The sequence below is a fragment of the Escherichia sp. E1130 genome (genome assembly GCF_005781065.1).
GTDB lineage: Bacteria > Pseudomonadota > Gammaproteobacteria > Enterobacterales > Enterobacteriaceae > Escherichia.
In genome coordinates, this window is record NZ_VATL01000009.1 from 27,594 (window position 1) to 45,385 (window position 17,792).

Annotated in this window: 15 protein-coding genes and 1 pseudogene; 6 read left to right on the top strand and 10 right to left on the bottom strand. The window is 47.6% G+C overall.

The genetic code is table 11. The features are described 5' to 3' along the window. Positions 1-589: 589 nt before the first annotated feature. On the top strand, positions 590-1,111 hold the full coding sequence (locus FEK66_RS09305) for a hypothetical protein (protein WP_135494093.1): 522 nt from the start codon (positions 590-592) through the stop codon (positions 1,109-1,111). Between the two features lie 625 nt (positions 1,112-1,736). Here the strand turns inward: FEK66_RS09305 and FEK66_RS09310 are convergent. The 4 genes from FEK66_RS09310 to yedE form a co-directional block, all read right to left on the bottom strand. Further along, the gene (locus FEK66_RS09310; RefSeq protein WP_130259935.1) at positions 1,737-2,204 is read right to left on the bottom strand and encodes a DUF2846 domain-containing protein; all 468 of its coding nucleotides are present in this window, start codon (positions 2,202-2,204) and stop codon (positions 1,737-1,739) included. Positions 2,205-2,755: 551 nt separating this feature from the next. Next, positions 2,756-3,160: a DUF1398 domain-containing protein gene (locus FEK66_RS09320; protein WP_130259933.1), complete on the bottom strand. Its 405-nt coding sequence runs from the start codon at positions 3,158-3,160 to the stop codon at positions 2,756-2,758. A 189-nt stretch (positions 3,161-3,349) separates the two neighbouring features. Continuing rightward, positions 3,350-3,583 (bottom strand): sulfurtransferase-like selenium metabolism protein YedF, encoded by a 234-nt coding sequence (gene yedF, locus FEK66_RS09325; RefSeq protein WP_000790504.1) that lies wholly within the window; start codon positions 3,581-3,583, stop codon positions 3,350-3,352. Next, the gene (yedE, locus tag FEK66_RS09330; protein WP_130208577.1) at positions 3,580-4,785 is read right to left on the bottom strand and encodes a selenium metabolism membrane protein YedE/FdhT; all 1,206 of its coding nucleotides are present in this window, start codon (positions 4,783-4,785) and stop codon (positions 3,580-3,582) included. The genes yedF and yedE overlap by 4 nt, the downstream gene beginning before the upstream one ends. Before the next feature lie 185 nt (positions 4,786-4,970). On the opposite strand from yedE, the gene yedD reads away from it, so the two are divergent. Then, a complete protein-coding gene (yedD, locus tag FEK66_RS09335; RefSeq protein ID WP_064529329.1) occupies positions 4,971-5,384 on the top strand; it encodes a lipoprotein YedD in 414 nt (137 codons plus the stop codon). Between the two features lie 120 nt (positions 5,385-5,504). On the opposite strand, the gene amyA is transcribed toward yedD, so the two are convergent. The 4 genes from amyA to fliD form a co-directional block, all read right to left on the bottom strand. Next, positions 5,505-6,992 (bottom strand): alpha-amylase, encoded by a 1,488-nt coding sequence (gene amyA, locus FEK66_RS09340; RefSeq protein WP_135494091.1) that lies wholly within the window; start codon positions 6,990-6,992, stop codon positions 5,505-5,507. Positions 6,993-7,062: 70 nt separating this feature from the next. Beyond that, the gene (gene fliT, locus FEK66_RS09345; protein WP_131161107.1) at positions 7,063-7,461 is read right to left on the bottom strand and encodes a flagella biosynthesis regulatory protein FliT; all 399 of its coding nucleotides are present in this window, start codon (positions 7,459-7,461) and stop codon (positions 7,063-7,065) included. Beyond that, on the bottom strand, positions 7,461-7,871 hold the full coding sequence (fliS, locus tag FEK66_RS09350) for a flagellar export chaperone FliS (protein ID WP_130208571.1): 411 nt from the start codon (positions 7,869-7,871) through the stop codon (positions 7,461-7,463). Before fliS ends, fliT begins: the two co-directional genes overlap by 1 nt. A gap of 15 nt (positions 7,872-7,886) precedes the next feature. Then, positions 7,887-9,302, bottom strand: a complete 1,416-nt coding sequence (gene fliD / locus FEK66_RS09355) for a flagellar filament capping protein FliD (RefSeq protein ID WP_135494089.1) — start codon at positions 9,300-9,302, stop codon at positions 7,887-7,889. Positions 9,303-9,548: 246 nt separating this feature from the next. Here fliD and FEK66_RS09360 point away from each other — a divergent pair, with 246 nt between their 5' ends. The 4 genes from FEK66_RS09360 to tcyJ all read left to right on the top strand — a co-directional run bounded on the left by FEK66_RS09360 (position 9,549) and on the right by tcyJ (position 13,381). Then, a complete protein-coding gene (locus FEK66_RS09360) occupies positions 9,549-10,859 on the top strand; it encodes a FliC/FljB family flagellin (RefSeq protein WP_135494087.1) in 1,311 nt (436 codons plus the stop codon). A 317-nt stretch (positions 10,860-11,176) separates the two neighbouring features. Further along, positions 11,177-11,896, top strand: coding sequence for an RNA polymerase sigma factor FliA (fliA, locus tag FEK66_RS09365; protein WP_064529323.1), 720 nt, complete (start codon positions 11,177-11,179; stop codon positions 11,894-11,896). A 45-nt stretch (positions 11,897-11,941) separates the two neighbouring features. Further along, on the top strand, positions 11,942-12,493 hold the full coding sequence (gene fliZ, locus FEK66_RS09370) for a flagella biosynthesis regulatory protein FliZ (RefSeq protein WP_130208735.1): 552 nt from the start codon (positions 11,942-11,944) through the stop codon (positions 12,491-12,493). An 87-nt stretch (positions 12,494-12,580) separates the two neighbouring features. Beyond that, on the top strand, positions 12,581-13,381 hold the full coding sequence (tcyJ, locus tag FEK66_RS09375; protein WP_130208565.1) for a cystine ABC transporter substrate-binding protein: 801 nt from the start codon (positions 12,581-12,583) through the stop codon (positions 13,379-13,381). A 21-nt stretch (positions 13,382-13,402) separates the two neighbouring features. Here the strand turns inward: tcyJ and FEK66_RS09380 are convergent. Together FEK66_RS09380 and FEK66_RS09385 are read right to left on the bottom strand one after the other, a co-directional pair. Then, positions 13,403-13,648, bottom strand: a pseudogene (locus FEK66_RS09380) (integrase core domain-containing protein); the annotation flags it as partial. A 23-nt stretch (positions 13,649-13,671) separates the two neighbouring features. Continuing rightward, a complete protein-coding gene (locus tag FEK66_RS09385) occupies positions 13,672-17,634 on the bottom strand; it encodes an autotransporter outer membrane beta-barrel domain-containing protein (protein WP_240783239.1) in 3,963 nt (1,320 codons plus the stop codon). Between the last annotated feature and the right edge of the window lie 158 nt (positions 17,635-17,792).

Below are 17,792 nucleotides of genomic sequence, written 5' to 3' on the forward strand. Positions count from 1 at the left end.
AAAATGAATAATTATATGTGTCAAGTCATTATATTAATAACCTGAGTAGTAACAGATAATAAGTGGTTAATTTGCGTTAAGGCAGGAAAAATAGTTATCTATTAAGGTAGAAAAGATGTTTGTAACATTTGTTATAATTTACTGCAGGGATTTGTTTGCTATTTAATGTAAGTTTGCAATTAGTTGAAATATAGCATATGCATTTCTGTAATTTACATGGTCGATATTTGTTCACTTATAATGCAATATGCTAATTTCATGTATCTGCAGATATCTACTGTTTGACTGAGAAATGTAGTTTTTTACGAGAGGATTTATCTACAAGACCCCATGGCAGCGCGGCACTATCACATGGGGACTGCTTTGTGCCAGAGGCGGAAGTTCCTAACATCATGCTGCATTAGTTTAAGGGGAGTAGGTCGGCACGCGTAACGAAGTTTCTCATACTGAATGTGAGCGCATCGATGTTTGTCGATGTAGTATGCTTGGAACTTGTTTGATTTTATTTCCTGTGATGCTTTTCAGCATAATAACTTCCTAGTTTACCTAGGAATATATGATGAACTATTTTTATATTTAAGGATTTACTTTGAAATTAAAGTCTGCTGCAGAGAGAATAAGAAGAGATAGTTTAAATGCATATTTTAAACGCATAAATTGGAGGTTTATGGACGATCGAGTTCAAAGGGAGTTTGAAATTTTAAATGCTGACACTCATAGTGCCGATATCTTTGGAAGCCTTTACATTAGCAGATCAAAAGATGATGAACCAATCAAATTATCTAATCTTATTAGTTCACAACATATTAATTCGACTCATATTTTTACTGGGGTCAGATTCTTGGGTTTTAACATATCATCCTCTGACAACAAAAGATTAGAAGTTGCATTCGAAAGGAATGCTCAATTATGGTATTCGCAGGGACCATCCGGTGATGTTCTTGTGTTTGTTGCGCCTTATCAATCTAATGCTGGGAAAATCAATGAAACTGAAATAATAATAGGTAAGTATCAAAACCCATCCCAAATAACACCCAAACACATAAAAAACATTTTTCCATATATTGTAGGTATTGTACATCCACTGCACAGCATTCTGCTTCCAATATGAGCAATTATATTTATAGGCAATACCTTATTTTTAATGACTTTAGATTCAAGTCAACATATAGATATAAAGTTATCAAAACGGTTGAGAGATTTTTAGTTCTTATCTTGGCAGGGGCTGCTATATGGGCCTCCCTTTATGCTGGTGGAAAACTATAGTGAATCAATACTCACCAAAATCTCGGACTGAGACAAGTATTAAACTTTTAAAAGCACTCCTTTGTCTGCTTCTCGCTCACAGCGGACCTTCAGACCAGCAGATTGTCCGTTCCATACCTGGAGCGGAAGTGGCCGAGGGTCATAAAGAGCTAAACCCCCGGCATTGCTTGTCAGCTGTTTATCGCCGTTCCTGGGTACAAGTGAGCACTAAGGCGAGCATTGTTAAAATCACCAACCAACCACCAGTTGTGTACAGATTCTGACCGCAAAGCGAACTCTCCGGCATGCAGGTTGGAAAAAGCACAGTTGACCTAAAATGCTCCTCCAGCCAGAAACCAAAGGCAGCTGATAATTCGAAAGCCAAAAAAGATAAAGTGGGGAATGTGCCCGCAAATTCTTAACAATATAGCCAAACCGAGAAGCGAATGATATCCGGCCCTGATGCGGGCTGGATATTAAATTTCCGCCGCTCAGTTATCGCAATGACCTGGCACTGCTAACTTAACTTCAGGTTTAGAAACGACGCGGATACCTTCGTTTTCGGAAACCTGTTCAAGTCCAGCTCCACCAACAAAAACGCCCATTTTGATGTACTGGCGAACAAAGTAGTTTTTCCCGGACGTGACATTGATTGTCAGATTATTAGGTGAAAACTCAGATTCAGTTCCCAGCGTATGTGGTTGGCTGGTCGATATTTGCTGATAGAAAAAGACTCTGTCAGCCGTTTCACCAAGACAACGGCCGTCAAGATAAACATCCTTTTTTAACGCTTTACCAACAAAGCTGTCTCTGTAAACGTATAGACCGGCTTTACCATTTTCCGGGATCGGGAAAGACTTAGCTGTCTCGTTTTCAGTATTACTGGCCAGAGGAACCGATGCACACCCCCCCAGAAGCACAGAGGAAAGAATGACTGCAGCAATTGTAATTTTATTCATTGAATTCTCATGGAGTTAAGAAAATCGCCTAATGAGAATAATCTTATTTTACACTCATGTCATTAAAGGAGGCATTGAATCACGACAACATCAATGTTCATCCCGGAACCGTCAACTTCCGCGATTCGCTCATAACAGACATTCACTTCAGTTGTGGCAGGCAGGCTGGGTGGGGGAAAGCGTGAAAGAAAAGAAGACAGCTGCGTCGTTTGACATCACTGCTATCTTCTAACTGGTTATGCAGGTCGTAGTGGGGGGCACACAAAGCTTTGCACTGGATTGCAAGGCTTTGTGCTCTTCGATGCTGAGTGGTGGGGCATATATGGGGTAAATCACATCGTTATATCTACGGCGAACTACGATGCTTGATGTTTCAGTCAACTCTGACTGCCTGTTATCTGGTGCGCCCCAGGGCTTTCTTTGTCATCAACGAAAAATACATGGTCACAGGCATGAACATGAAGGTGTTAGTTAATCGCTATTTCGGAACCGTTCATTTAAAAAATTTTATTAATAACCAGTCACTGTCAGAGCTGAGCTGGCGAGAACAGCTAAATAAGTGGTTTGTTGTTCTCGATATCTTCAATATATAAAAGTGTATTATCGATAGAATAGTAACGACGCTTATTATCACCAACGTCAGTAACCCACCGGAAAACGCCAGCCTTTGCAAGCGTTATACAATATTCCCGAAATGTTGACTGTCTTGAAATGTGAGTCCGGGCTGCTTTTTTGACTTGCTCAGGATCCTTGATGGCACTGACTTTTAATAGACTTCTGCTCCCTCTGATTAACAAAACATTGTCATCGTGCGTGACGATCCTGATGTTATCTGTGGCAAGATAGTAAATATAATGTGCAATACGATGACGTTTTAACTCAGCATAAAACCAGGAAAAGTTTAGCTCCGTTCTCACTTGCTCAAACATCTTTTGAAAATTAGCAACCTGATCCATCAGGGAAATAATCTCTCGTCAGTTGTGAGGGAGAGTAGTTTGCATGATCGGTGTTATTCCTTCAATCTGGTCCGATCACTTAATGCTGTGTCTGTGTGAATCAATAATAATCTAACTGCGGTACGGAAAATAGACAACGGAGTATTCGTAGCAAGTGACTCCCGCTGCCTGAAACAGCGGGAGAAAAGATTACTTCTGAATTAGATAACGAATGGTCGGCCCGTCTTGCTGAATATCCAGTACCGTATAGCCGTGATTACGCGCATCCAGCGGAATATTGTTAATCGACTGTGGACAATCGCTGACTACTTCTAGGATCTCGCCTTTTTTTAACTGCGGCATCGCCTCAAGGGTTGCAACCGCCGGGTAAGGGCAGGGCTCGCCCACCATATCAAGACGGTAATCAGGAACGATATTTTTCATGCGATCTCCTTAGCTGTCTGCGGCGCCGCACGGCGGAAGAAGCGTTTTTCCCAACCGATAATCAACATCAGCGCAGCGAACAATAGTAAATATGTCACCAGCAGGCCGCCCATTGGACCAAAGGTTTTTAGCAGGTTGATTTTGTCCCAGTCGGTTGCCAGCGCCGGGGCGAAATCATCCCAGTAATACGCCAGAATCGTGGAGCCAATAACGTTGCCCAGACCGACCCACCAGTAATGTACCTGGCCTTCCACCGCGCGGTACATCCATCCCGTTTCGCAGCCGCCCGCCAGCACAATACCAAAACCAAACAGTAATCCACCAATTACCGCGTTCGGACCCGCCCACATGATTTTAGGTTCTACGCCTAACTGTACATAACTGAAAATCCCGATGGCACTTACCGCCATACCGAAAATGATCGCTTTCGCCATGTGGGTTCGTCCGGTGATCCACATGTCGCGGAACGCCGAAGTAAAGCAGATTTGTGCACGTTCTATCAGCAAGCCAAAGCCGACACCAAACAGCATCGCCAGCCCCAGCTTTGGTTGGTTCATCGCCGTCAGCAGCGCCCAGCCCAGCATGCCGAAAAAGACCAGCATCCCGAGACGAAAACGGCGCCGCGCCTGATCTGGTTTCTGCGTCAACGGTGAGGCGGCAGAGACTTTCTGCATTTTCACGGGGATACGAAAGACAGGCAGCAGGGTAAAGCGCGCGCCAAACCATGAGCCGATGGCGGTAGCGATGGCAAAGAACCAGGCGTGCAGCGAGAACTGAGGAATGCCGGTAAAGAACGCCGCCAGGTTACAGCCCATCGCCAGACGCGCACCAAAACCGGCAATAATCCCGCCAATAATGGCCTGCATAATGCGGATACGGCTACGCGGCATGCGTAGTTTGACGTTGTTGGCCCATAATGCCGCGGCAAAACAGCCGCCGAACATACCGAGAATCATCATCCCGTCAATGCGGGTTAATGGCGATCCTTCCAGATGGATGATTTTAAAATAGCCCCACTCTTCAGCATGGACGCCAAACAGTTGCAGGAGCTGACCGCCCCAGCGGGTAAATTCACCCGTAACTGCCCAAAAGGTGCCGGTAATGCCAAAATAGTAAGTGGAGAGAATGCCCGCCGCGATGACCGCAGGGATTGGCGCCCAGAATTTAATCAACCAGGCTTGTTTGAATTGCTGCCATGACATGTATGTAGCCTCTGAACTCAGAAGGTTTAAACAAGAGTCGCGAATCATACATCAGGAGAATTTATTTGCGCGGCAATAATTCACAAAAATAATAGTTAGATCAAATTTCTCTTTGGGCCTGGAAAGGGTGGCAGCGTCAGGGCTTTAATGCCACAATCCACTTTTCTTCTCATGCAGGACGAATGATGAAAAAACTCGCAATTGCAGGCGCACTCATGTTGTTGGCGGGCTGTGCCGAAGTCGAAAACTATAATAATGTTGTAAAAACCCCTGCGCCAGACTGGTTGGCAGGGTACTGGCAGACCAAAGGGCCGCAACGTGCGCTGGTCAGCCCGGAAGCGATTGGTAGCCTGATTGTCACTAAAGAGGGTGATACCCTGGATTGCCGTCAATGGCAGCGAGTGATTGCGTTACCGGGTAAGCTGACGCTGATGTCTGATTCTCTCACTAACGTTACTGTGAAACGTGAGCTGTACGAGATTGAGCGTGACGGTAACACTATTGAGTATGATGGCATGACGATGGAACGCGTGGCTCGTCCGACGGCAGAGTGTGCCGCCGCGCTGGAAAAAGCGCCGTTACCGACGCCGCTGCCGTAATGAAACTCCCCTGGCTCTGGGGGATTTTCATGTCAAAAAAAGTGCCCGATACGCAAGCTTATCGGGCCTGAAACTGTAACGGCGCCGCAATAACGATGCGTGTATTGTCAGCGATCGGTTTTAAATCACCTCTTCGATAACCCAAACGCTGACGCTGCCGCCGTTACAAAAGAATGTCGCTTCGCCATTTTCATCGGTAACTATGCTCTCTTGTCGATTACCGAGAAAATCGCGCCAGGTTTTATTGCCGTAGTTCTCACCCAGTTTAATCGTCTTTTCGCCATCGTCACCGTTCGACATAACCACAACGCAGCCAGGATATTCATCGGTGCCACTGCGACTAAAGGCAATACAGTTCGGATGATCGAAAAATAGCGTCTGTACACCGTGGGCAAAACGCTGGCGGGCGAGGATTAGCTCATCAAGTTGTTCGATTATTGGCATATCGATTGGATAGGTCTGTCCGTCACCGCCGACATCTTCGTAATGAGCCCCGTACAGATCAGAGTAAAACACCGAAGGCACGCCATTTTCCCGTAGCAAAATAAGGGCATAAGCCAGCGGCTTAAACCACGGCTCCACCGGAGCTTCAAGGGCTTGTAACGGCTGGGTGTCGTGGTTGGCGACCAGCGTCACAGCGTGGAAAGGATCGACTTCAACCAATGTGCCGCTAAAAATCTCAGTCATATCATAATCACGCCCCATACGAGACGCTTCGTGGAATTTCATCTGCAGCGGTGCATCAAACAGCATGGTTTTACCTTCCACCTGATCAATATACGTTTGCAGTTTCTCGACCTCGCGCGACCAGTATTCCGCCACAATAAAGAGTGGTTTCGGCGCAACTTCTTGCACATGCTCGATCCACTCTTTATAGAACCACGCCGGAATATGTTTTACCGCGTCGAGACGAAAACCATCGCACTGAGTTTGTTCCATTACCCAGCGCGCCCAGTATTTGAGCTCTTCGGTGACGGCATGGTTACGAAAATCGATATTTTCGCCCATCAGATAATCGAAATTGCCTAATTCATCATCAACCTGATCATTCCAGCCTTCGCCAGTGTAATCGTTGACGATTTTAAAGATGCCATCTTCATGCGGGTTTTCGATATGGTCGATACCGCTAAAACATTTGAAGTCCCATATAAATTGTGAATATTTTCCGGCTCGTGCAGGGAAGGTGTAACGGGTCCAGCCTTCGCATTCGATAATTTCATCATCAATTTGCGTGCGACACTCTTCGTTAACTCGCTGAACGCGAATCGCTTCTTTTTCGTCGGCACCCATTTTGTGGTTCACCACCACATCCAGCAGTACGGCGATGTCGTTGCGTTTAAGCGCGTCGATGGCCGCCAGCAATTGCGCTTTATCACCATATTTCGTCGCGACAGTGCCTTTTTGATCAAACTCGCCTAAATCAAATAAATCATAGGAGTCGTAGCCGACAGAATATCCGCCCGATGCGCCTTTATAGGCAGGTGGCAGCCAGACCATATTGATACCAATATCATTTAAACCGTCGGCGCGCTCGGCAAGCTCGGGCCAGAGCTTGCCGCCTTCAGGGTAATACCAGTGAAAGCATTGCAACAGCGTGGGATTACGCATTCTTCGACTCCACATGAGGGGAACATTAGAAGCGTAGCCGTAATCAGGTTATTCGCGAGTAATCCAACTTTTATGCTTTGCCAAAATGCAGATGGGGAGAAAAATTGACGATATTCTCCTGCGGCGCCAGTACGTAGCCGCCCTGGTCGCCGTAAGCACTTAATACGGATTTTTGCATCGATGACTGACCAACCAGCTTCGCCAGCTCATCCATTCGCCCCTGCAATAACTGCTTAACGTTGCTTTCGTTGTCCAGGACGAGGCGTAGCATCGGTTTGAGTTGTTCCTGCATCATGGCAGAGGGTTCCATCTCTTCCGTCAGGTGCGCGATTTGTTGCACCGCATTCACATAATCCATTTCGCTGGCGATGAGTTCATCCCATCGTCCTTCTGTCGCCAGGCGTAACATGAGCTGGCTTTTTTCGACAAGTTGCTGCCAGGCAAAATACAAGTGCGGTGCATGGTTCATCAGACAGGGTCCTGAATCAAAGAAGGGGAGAGTAAAGTCTCTTTCCAGGCATCGGCAATATTGCGCATCAACGTTTCCACTTCTTCTACTGCGGAGACATCGTTACGCAAATTCGCTTGCAGCAAACGCCTGACCATATAGCTATAGAGCGCAATTAAATTCTGGGTTAATTCATCCTGGCTTTCTTCTTCGAGGCTCACCTTCAGCCCATTCTCAATGATGTTGATAGCTTTCGATAAAGAAACGCCTTTACCTTCCAGGTTGTTGTCCTGCATAAACAGGCGTGCTCTTACCAGCGCACTCAACACGCCGTCAAATAGCATGGTAACCAGTTGCTGTGGACTTGCGCTCATCACGGCGCTCTCAACGCCAATTTGTGCATAGGCCTGCGTGCCTTTTGCGCTGTACATAGTCTCTCCTGAAGATTATTTCGAGCTGCTATTTGAGGTGTCGAATTGCTGTGTCAGATAGCTACTGGTGGAGTTAAGCGAGTTCATTAACACATCCAGTTGGGTGAACTGGGCTTTGTAGCGCGCCATTAATGTATCGATACGTTCACTGGCAGCGTTGTACTGATCCGTCAAATTGTTCAGCGTTTTGCTTACGCCATCTTTTGCAGCCTGGATTATCCCGGTGGAGGAGAGCCAACTGGTCAGGTTGCTGCTAATGCTGGTGGTTACGCCAGTGCTTTTACCGTCACCAATAAACATTTCACCTACGCCAGCGGCATCTTTCTTCAGGGCCGTTTGCAGCTTGTCAGTCGCTATTTCCAGCTTACCGGTACTGGTGTCGGTGGTGATACCGATCTGTGCCAATGTTTTATAGGCCGAACTGCTATGCGTATTGGCAAGCAGCGTTTTTAACTGGGTCTGGATGGTGCGCAGCGTGGAGTCACCGAGTAACGCGCCGTTGCTGGAGTCCTGACTTTCTGCCCCGGCATCGACTGCGGTGTATTTTGTTAAGCTGCTGAACGTATCCTGTAACGTGTTATAGGCATCCACCCACGCTTTAACCGCATTTTCAGCTTTGGAGGTGTCTTTGCTGATGGTGAGGGTCTGATTACCGGTGGTGACGTCATTCAGGTTGAGAGTGATATCTTCCAGCGCGTCACTGATAGTGTTGCTGCTGTTTTCAATCTCAACGTTATTAACCGTCAGTTTGGCGTTCTGCGCGGTGACGCTTTCAATCATGCCATTGCTGCTATCACCCGACGTTCCGTTGTAACCCATAAAACTTTGCAGGGCGCTGTCGCCGCTGACGCTCAGTTTCATGGCGTTATCGCTACCGGTATCATTGGCGGTGATAGATAAACGATACTCGCCGTTACCCACATTGATGATACTGGCGCTGACGCCGGCTTTGGCGTTGTTAATTGCATCGCGGATGCCAGAGAGTGACGAGTTAGCCGCGCTGATATCAATCGTGACGGGATTTTTTCCACCGCCTTGCTGGATGGTCAGTACGCTATCGCTGGTGGCGATGGCGGCTTTGTTGTCTTTTTGGCTGTTTTGGGTCGTGAGCGTCTGTGCCTGTGCCAGTTGGCTGACACTAATGGTGTATTTTCCGGCAATTGCGCTGCCCGTGGTGGTGGCGCTAAAAGCTGAAGAACTGCTGGTGGTTGAGGTAGCGGTAAATAAGTCGGCTTTATTCAGTGCCGTGTTGGCGGTCTGAAAACTCTCCAACGCGCTTTTCAGCGTCCCGTAGGCGCTCAGTTTCGCGGTGTACGAGCTTTGCTGTTTTGATATCGGCGTCAGGGTAGATTTTTCTGCCGCCTCAAGACTGTCGAGGATGCTGCTTAAGTCCAGCCCCGACCCAACCCCGAGCGTTGAAATACTAGCCATATATATTCCTTAATCATGCGACATGTAGAACGAATACCGGGGTTATCGGCGCAAGCGGGGCAAAGTTTACGATTTATTTTTGGGCTTAATGACACGAACAGCAACGAGGAAGGGGAGTATTTCGACGGCTAGAAAAAAATTCTAAAGGTTGTGAGTGACCAGACGATAACAGGGTTGACGGCGACGAAGCCGAAGGGTGGAAGCCCAATACTTAAACCGTAGAGCTAAAAAACAGGAATAAAAATTATGGCACAAGTCATTAACACCAACAGCCTCTCGCTGATCACTCAGAACAACATCAACAAAAACCAGTCTGCGCTGTCGACTTCTATCGAGCGCCTCTCTTCTGGTCTGCGTATTAACAGTGCGAAAGACGACGCCGCTGGTCAGGCGATTGCTAACCGTTTCACCTCTAACATTAAAGGGCTGACTCAGGCCGCGCGTAACGCCAATGACGGTATTTCTCTGGCGCAGACCGCAGAAGGCGCACTGTCTGAAATCAACAACAACTTGCAGCGTGTGCGTGAGTTGACCGTTCAGGCGACGACCGGGACTAACTCTGATTCTGACCTGTCTTCTATTCAGGACGAAATCAAATCCCGTCTGGATGAAATTGACCGTGTTTCCGGTCAGACCCAGTTCAACGGCGTGAATGTACTGGCAAAAGACGGTTCGATGAAGATTCAGGTTGGCGCGAATGACGGGCAGACCATCTCTATCGATTTGCAGAAGATTGATTCTTCAACGCTGGGATTGAATGGTTTCTCCGTTTCAGGTCAGTCGCTGAATGTTAGCAGTTCCATTACTCAAATTACGGGTGATAAAGGAACGAAACCCGTTGGTGTTGATTTCACTGCTGTTGCGAAAGATCTGACTACTGCGACAGGTAAAACAGTCGATGTTTCTAGCCTGACATTACACAATACACTGGATGAGAAAGGGGCTGCCACTGCACAGTTCGTCGTTCAATCCGGCAGTGATTTCTACTCCGCGTCGATTGATCATTCAAACGGTAAAGTCACGTTGAATAAAGCCGATGTCGAATACAAAGACACCGATAATGGACTAACGACAGCGGCTACTCAGAAAGATCAACTGATTAAAGTTGCCGCTGACTCTAAAGGTGCGGCTGCGGGTTATGTAACATTCCAGGGCAAAAACTACGCTACAACGGTTTCAACGGCGCTTGATGATGACACTGCAGCAACAGCCACAGGGAACAAGGTTGAAGTTGAATTATCTACAGCAACTCCGACTGCACAGTTCTCAGGGGCTTCTTCTGCTGATCCACTGGCACTTTTAGACAAAGCGATTGCATCAGTCGACAAATTCCGCTCCTCCCTCGGTGCCGTACAAAACCGTCTGGATTCTGCGGTCACTAACCTGAACAACACCACCACCAACCTGTCTGAAGCGCAGTCCCGTATTCAGGACGCCGACTATGCGACCGAAGTGTCCAACATGTCGAAAGCGCAGATCATCCAGCAGGCGGGTAACTCCGTGCTGTCTAAAGCTAACCAGGTGCCGCAGCAAGTTCTGTCTCTGCTGCAGGGTTAATCACCAAAACCTGACTAACCGATAATGACAGCAAACGCCAAATTGCCTGATGCGCTACGCTTATCAGGCCTACGAGGTGAATCGCAATTAATTAAATTTGCATATTCGTCCGGGCCGGATAAGGCATTTACACCGCATCCGGCAAGATGAAGCGTACGTTGTCAGATCTCTTAACCCCGCGTCCGGCGGGGTTATTTTGCTCATTATTTACCGATCACTCTAAATAACCGCTTATTTCACCCATTAATCGTCCGATTAAAAAACCTGCAGAAACGGATAATTATGCCGATTACTTATATAACGCAGGGTTGTTTATCGTGAAATCACTCTATACCGCTGAAGGTGTAATGGATAAATACTCGCTGTGGCAGCGTTATATCCCGCTGGTGCGTCACGAAGCATTGCGCCTGCAGGTCCGACTGCCCGCGAGTGTAGAACTTGATGATCTCCTACAGGCGGGCGGCATTGGATTACTTAATGCCGTTGAACGTTATGACGCCCTGCAAGGAACGGCATTTACAACTTACGCAGTGCAGCGAATCCGTGGTGCTATGCTGGATGAACTTCGCAGCCGTGACTGGGTGCCACGAAGCGTGCGACGCAATGCGCGTGAAGTGGCGCAGGCAATGGGGCAACTGGAGCAGGAACTTGGCCGTAACGCCACAGAAACTGAAGTGGCAGAACGTTTAGGGATCGAAATCGCCGATTATCGACAAATGTTGCTTGATACTAATAACAGCCAACTCTTTTCCTACGATGAGTGGCGTGAAGAGCATGGCGATAGTATTGAACTGGTAAGTGACGATCATCAGCGCGAAAACCCGTTACAAAAATTACTGGAAAGTAATTTGCGTCAACGGGTAATGGAAGCCATCGAAATGTTGCCGGAGCGTGAACAGTTAGTATTAACGCTCTATTACCAGGAAGAGCTTAATCTCAAAGAGATTGGCGCGGTGCTGGAAGTTGGTGAATCGCGGGTCAGTCAGTTACACAGTCAGGCCATTAAACGGTTACGCACCAAACTGGGTAAGTTATAACTTAAGTAAATGCCGCACATTAATTTTGAATACCAGGAGTTCTTAATAATGATGCAGCACCAGAAAAGGCGGCCATTGAGTCGCTATCTTAAAGACTTTAAACACAGTCAAACCCATTGCGCATTTTGCCGTAAACTACTTGATCGCATTACGCTGGTTCGCGACGGCAAAATAGTGAATAAAATCGAGATTTCCCGTCTCGATACACTGCTTGATGAAAATGGTTGGCAGGAAGAACAAAAATCATGGTCCGCGTTGTGTCGTTTTTGCGGCGATTTACACTGCAAAACGCAGAGTGATTTTTTTGATATTATCGGCTTCAAGCAGTTTCTCTTTGACCATACTGAAATGAGCCCCGGTACTGTGCGCGAGTATGTGGTACGTCTGCGTCGTTTGGGTAATTATTTAAGCGAGCAAGATATTTCCACCGACCTGCTGCAGGATGGTTTTCTTGATGAAAACCTGGCGCCTTGGCTACCCACCACAAGCACCAATAATTACCGCATCGCATTACGTAAGTATCAGTGTTACCAGACGCAAACCCGCGGTGATCTTGCGCAGAATTCCCCCTGCATGTCAGCTTCTGATATATATTAAATAAGAATAAGATGTAGCAGAGTTGTTTTTGTGTTTACAAACAATGGCTCTACACTGCAAACCAACAAAACAACATTCGGGGTGAATATGAAACTAGCACATCTGGGACATCAGGCGTTGATGGGCGTTATGGCCGTGGCGCTGGTTGCGGGTATGAGCGTGAAAAGTTTTGCCAACGAAGGCCTGCTCAATAAAGTAAAAGAGCGTGGCACATTGCTGGTGGGACTGGAAGGGACTTACCCGCCGTTCAGCTTTCAGGGCGATGACGGCAAGTTGACTGGTTTTGAAGTGGAATTTGCCCAACAACTAGCAAAACATCTGGGCGTTGATGCCGCATTAAAACCGACCAAATGGGACGGGATGCTGGCGTCACTGGATTCTAAACGCATCGATGTGGTGATTAACCAGGTCACCATTTCTGATGAACGCAAGAAAAAATACGATTTTTCTACCCCTTACACCATTTCCGGTATTCAGGCGCTGGTGAAAAAAGGTAATGAAGGCACAATAAAAACCGCAGACGACCTGAAAGGTAAAAAAGTTGGTGTTGGTTTAGGCACCAACTATGAAGAGTGGCTGCGTCAGAATGTTCAGGGTGTTGATGTGCGCACCTATGATGACGACCCGACCAAGTACCAGGATCTGCGTGTAGGCCGTATTGATGCCATCCTGGTTGACCGTCTGGCGGCGCTGGATTTGGTGAAGAAAACCAATGATACGCTGGCAGTAACTGGCGAAGCCTTCTCCCGCCAGGAGTCAGGTGTCGCGCTGCGTAAAGGTAACGAAGACTTGCTGAAAGCAGTTAACGATGCCATTGCAGAAATGCAAAAAGATGGAACCTTGCAAGCCCTTTCCGAAAAATGGTTTGGTGCTGATGTGAGCAAATAATCAACGTATTGACTGGTCCTGCTATAAGTTGACAGATTTCTGTCTGTAAAACGCCTGATGAACTTCATCGGGCGTTTTGTCTTTCAGTGCCAGGTGTGGCCGCTCATGGTTATAAATTGCCACGGATTTTTTACTATTATCCGGTCCTGCAGGACGCGAGTTTTTCAGGAGCCCGTTTATTCGTTCAGCCAGCGCATTCTGGTCGCAGTCATAACCAACGGTCATTGAGCAGGTTATCCCGTTTCTCTCATGCACTGACTGATAAAGCGCTGGCTACTCCACTACCCGGTTCAGAATGTATACTTCGCCCCCAGCATGGCAGAGGCGTCACTGTATCCCTCGTCACCGATCTGTACACCCACATTGCCCCACAGGTTCAGATGGTCATTAATCTGTCCCTCAACACCGGTTTTTACTTCTCCGATATTGCTGGCACCGTCCTGATGTACCGTCACACCGTTCATGCGGGTGCCAAAATCACGGGTGTTGTGCAGCCAGTTCACCTCAACGAACGGACGGAACTCATGGGATTTGCCGTCATTCATTCTGTTGTGTTCCTTAATCCAGGTTTTCACGCCCAGAAGGGTATGGACGTTACCGTCACCAGTGCTTTCAACACGGGTACCATTGCGTTCATGGTGCTCATCAGCTTTTACGCCCATCCAGATAACCTGAGCCTGAGGCTGGACATACCATTCGTTCAGACTGCCATGGCTACCGGTAAACTCACCGGTTTTCCAGACATAACCGGTTTCCAGTGAGGCTGTCAGACCTTTTGATTTCCAGGATTCCCCCGGTAGTCCGTCACCTTTCACATCGTTATCGAACCAACTGTACTGTGCCCAGCTATCCAGATAAGCCCCGCTATGTGTCTCATCATTAGCATACCAGGTGGTATACAGACCTGTGTTGTATCCTTTCACACTGCCTTTTGAACTGTATCCGGTACGTACAGAATCTGTATTGTTATGGTCATTACCGTAACCAGCCATAACCCCCAGATGCCAGCGGTCAGATCTGTTCCGGCTCCACAAAGCCAGGTCACCGCCCATCTGCAGGACGTAACGGTTACCCTGTGTTTTCAGTTGACCTGTACCGTCACGCCAGCGGTTGTGTCCCCCTTCATGGTGCATCCACATGCTGGTTTCTTTCTGCTCACCGTTAATCACATCGGTGTAATGCATTGGCCCCAGGCGTTCATGAAGACGGGTCACGAACAGAGTGTTTGCGGCAGCCATGTTCGCCGTGTAGGAGCCAGCTTCCGGGCGCAGGTCGTTGTCATGACCACCCGGAGCAGGTTCAGGGGCAGGGGGTTGCATTGCTTTCAGAGCGCGCAGCAGGAACGGAGTGTTTTTACCACTGGTCAGATACCAGTTATCACGGTTGCTTCCATGACCACGTCCCAGCGTGTAGTCATAAGCCCCGGCGGCAATACGCCCGGCCTGAATAAATGCAGCACTGTCAGCATTTCCGTCGACATGAATCAACTCAATACCGTTCAGTGTCTGTGCTCCGGTACCACCTGCATTTATAACAACCACTCGGGTCTGACTGGAAGCATCGCCTTTAATAACCAGTTTGTCTGTTGCGGAGCTGTCATTCCCCAGAGCGGTGTTCATGAGCAGTAAGCCATTATTACCGGTATAGTTACCTCCGATCGTCAGTACATTACCTGGTGCATCAGCTCTCAGGTCAAGGGTACCGCTGTTAGTTACGTTCCCGGCGACACCACCAGAGCCGGAGAGTGTCCCCTGCTGAGCGATGGTGACCTGGCTGTTGGCAAGCATGACAGGTGCATCAGCCTTGCCCAGAATCAGTGTGCCGGCAGTGTTAACCAAGCCTGTTCCCAGTCCGTCAGTATTAAGCACTTTCACCATTGCCTTTTCTGCGATAGTGGTGGTGGCATTCAGGGCGCGGCTGGCACCAGTAATATCGAACACGCCACCGCTGATGTTCAGGGAGCCAGAGCCGATGAGGGTACCTGCAGACAGGCCTCCACCTGTGAGGGTCAGATTACCGCCATTAATGTTCAGTATGGAACCTGCTGCGCTGTTCAGTTTACCTGCGGTCTGGCTGTGACCGTTCATGTCCAGCATGGTGTCGTCTGCCAGACGAATCTCGCTGGTCTGCCCCAGAGCACTGTTGCTGTTCATGCGGACATTGCCGCCGCGGATGTCTGTTACACCTGTGTAAGTGTTTTGGGAGGACAGAATCAGTGTTCCTTCGCCGGCTTTGGTCAGCGTTTTTCCATCCCAGCCATGAGATAACTGAACAGCATTGTTATCTGCAAGCCGTACCTTCAGCTCTAACACCGCGCCATATCTCAGGTCAAACGTGCCATATCCATTTCCTGAAGGGTCATTCCACTTCAGGGAAGAACTAACCTCTTTTACTGTCTGCCCGTTACCACTAAGTGATGTTAAAACATAGTCTTCAGCACCATCACTCAGTAGATTATTATGCTGATAAATATTATTTTCAGAGAGCCCTGTTATGCCGTCGGAGGTCGTCAACAAGCCGTACTCATTTTGCTTCCATATTGTCATGGCAGTATCAACATTAAGCACTGCACCGTTATTGAACTGGATATTGTTGGCAGTTAAATGACTGGAACCTGTACTCATATTCAGCGATGAATCTCTGTCAAATACCGAACTTCCGCTAAAGGTGACATCAGCTCCCGAAACGGAAATATGTGTACCTGTACCCGCACTCAGATTGCCTTTGATCTCAGAGCTGGCGGCGTCTTTATTTGTAATGGACAGAGAATTACCATCAGCATTATTTTCAACATTATTCAAAACAATATCACCTTGAATGACAGAACCAGCGAAGAGATTCAACAAGTTAGTTCCACCATTCAGAGATATTGCGGTATCACAATCTTGCCCTCTGTTACCAGATATCTCCCCGGACTCGAAGAGGTTAACGTTACCTCCCCGTCCGCCACTACCAGGCAATATCACGCCATGATTATTTATCGTAATATCACTCCCGGATATAGCAGTACCACCATTACCTCCGTCGCCACCATTACCACCGTTACCAGTATTTTCAGAATGCATATTTTCACCGGGGTCGCCACCATAACCACCATCACCACCAGTGCCACCAATAATATTTCCATAATTATTTATTTCCATATTATTTCCAGATATGGCAATCCCCCCGGTGCCACCAATACCACCAGTACCACCAGTGCCAAGAGGCACTGAATCAGTGGGATCATATTCTGTATAACCACTACCACCTTCACCACCAGTGCCCCCCTGTCCGCCAGTTATATCTCCCGTATTATTTATCTTAATATTATTACCATATATAGCAGACCCTCCAATACCACCACTACCACCGGTACTCCCATTAATATTCGGAACGGTAGAAAATTCGACACTACCTTCACCACCGCGAGCACCATCCCCCCCCTGGCCACCTGTAATGTGATTATTATTTGTTATCTCCATATTATTTCCGGATATTGCCGTGCCTCCATTCCCTCCTGTGCCGGCAGAAGGTCCCCATACCGCCCACCAGGCACCACTACTACCTTGCCCGGCAGTGATGTTTCCGTTATTGCTTATTTGAAGATTGTTGCCAGATATGGCTGTCCCACCAACAGCAGGAGTCCCAGTTAAACCACCGCTCTCATCGCCATAACCACTGGCTCCAGTCATTCCGCCATTGCCACCCGTAATGCTACCGTTGTTCGTAATGGTAAGATGATCTCCGGAAATAGCGGTACCTGCTTCACCTCCATCGCCTCCGCCATTACCATAACCTCCCCAACCCCCCTTACCACCGGAAATATCACCAGAATTAACAAGAGTAAAATTATTTCCAGTAATGGCTGTACCGCCTTGGCCTCCTGCCGATCCCATCTTAGTAACATCATCATCACCAGCCCATCCGCCTTCACCGCCACTAATGCTGGTACCGCTGTTAATTGTCAGGATATTTTCATCCTGTAACGAACCAGGTACAACATTAACAATGAGAGCATCTTCACCAGCTTCCCCATCATCATTACCCGGGGGGTGACGCACGCCATCAGCACCAAGGATATTTTCAGATATTTCTGTAGGGTTTCCTTCAGAAAGAGTAACTTCCTTTTTGGCTCCCAAAGCAGGCTGAATGGTCAGAGTGGCAGATATAAGGCTGAATAGTAATGTTGTCTTCATTCCCTCTTGCGTTATGCCGAATGTTTTTCTGTTTTTTATATGGATATCAAATTTTTCTTTTTTATTAATTTTCATTTTCACAAAATCTCCAATAATACTTTGTTTGAAAATGGTGAGTTAAATTTTTTGACTGTGTAATGTCATTGGGAAGTAATATGCATCATCCAATCATCATACAAATGATCGATGCGAGCATTATTGCAAATAAACAGAGAAAATCCATCTCAAGCAAT

Coding starts and splice junctions, on each gene's coding strand:
- FEK66_RS09310 (WP_130259935.1), bottom strand. CDS start 2,204: ATGAATAAAATTACAATTGCTGCAGTCATTCTTTCCTCTGTGCTTCTG.
- FEK66_RS09320 (WP_130259933.1), bottom strand. CDS start 3,160: ATGGATCAGGTTGCTAATTTTCAAAAGATGTTTGAGCAAGTGAGAACG.
- yedF (WP_000790504.1), bottom strand. CDS start 3,583: ATGAAAAATATCGTTCCTGATTACCGTCTTGATATGGTGGGCGAGCCC.
- yedE (WP_130208577.1), bottom strand. CDS start 4,785: ATGTCATGGCAGCAATTCAAACAAGCCTGGTTGATTAAATTCTGGGCG.
- yedD (WP_064529329.1), top strand. CDS start 4,971: ATGAAAAAACTCGCAATTGCAGGCGCACTCATGTTGTTGGCGGGCTGT.
- amyA (WP_135494091.1), bottom strand. CDS start 6,992: ATGCGTAATCCCACGCTGTTGCAATGCTTTCACTGGTATTACCCTGAA.
- fliT (WP_131161107.1), bottom strand. CDS start 7,461: ATGAACCATGCACCGCACTTGTATTTTGCCTGGCAGCAACTTGTCGAA.
- fliS (WP_130208571.1), bottom strand. CDS start 7,871: ATGTACAGCGCAAAAGGCACGCAGGCCTATGCACAAATTGGCGTTGAG.
- fliD (WP_135494089.1), bottom strand. CDS start 9,302: ATGGCTAGTATTTCAACGCTCGGGGTTGGGTCGGGGCTGGACTTAAGC.
- FEK66_RS09360 (WP_135494087.1), top strand. CDS start 9,549: ATGGCACAAGTCATTAACACCAACAGCCTCTCGCTGATCACTCAGAAC.
- tcyJ (WP_130208565.1), top strand. CDS start 12,581: ATGAAACTAGCACATCTGGGACATCAGGCGTTGATGGGCGTTATGGCC.
- FEK66_RS09385 (WP_240783239.1), bottom strand. CDS start 17,634: ATGAAAATTAATAAAAAAGAAAAATTTGATATCCATATAAAAAACAGA.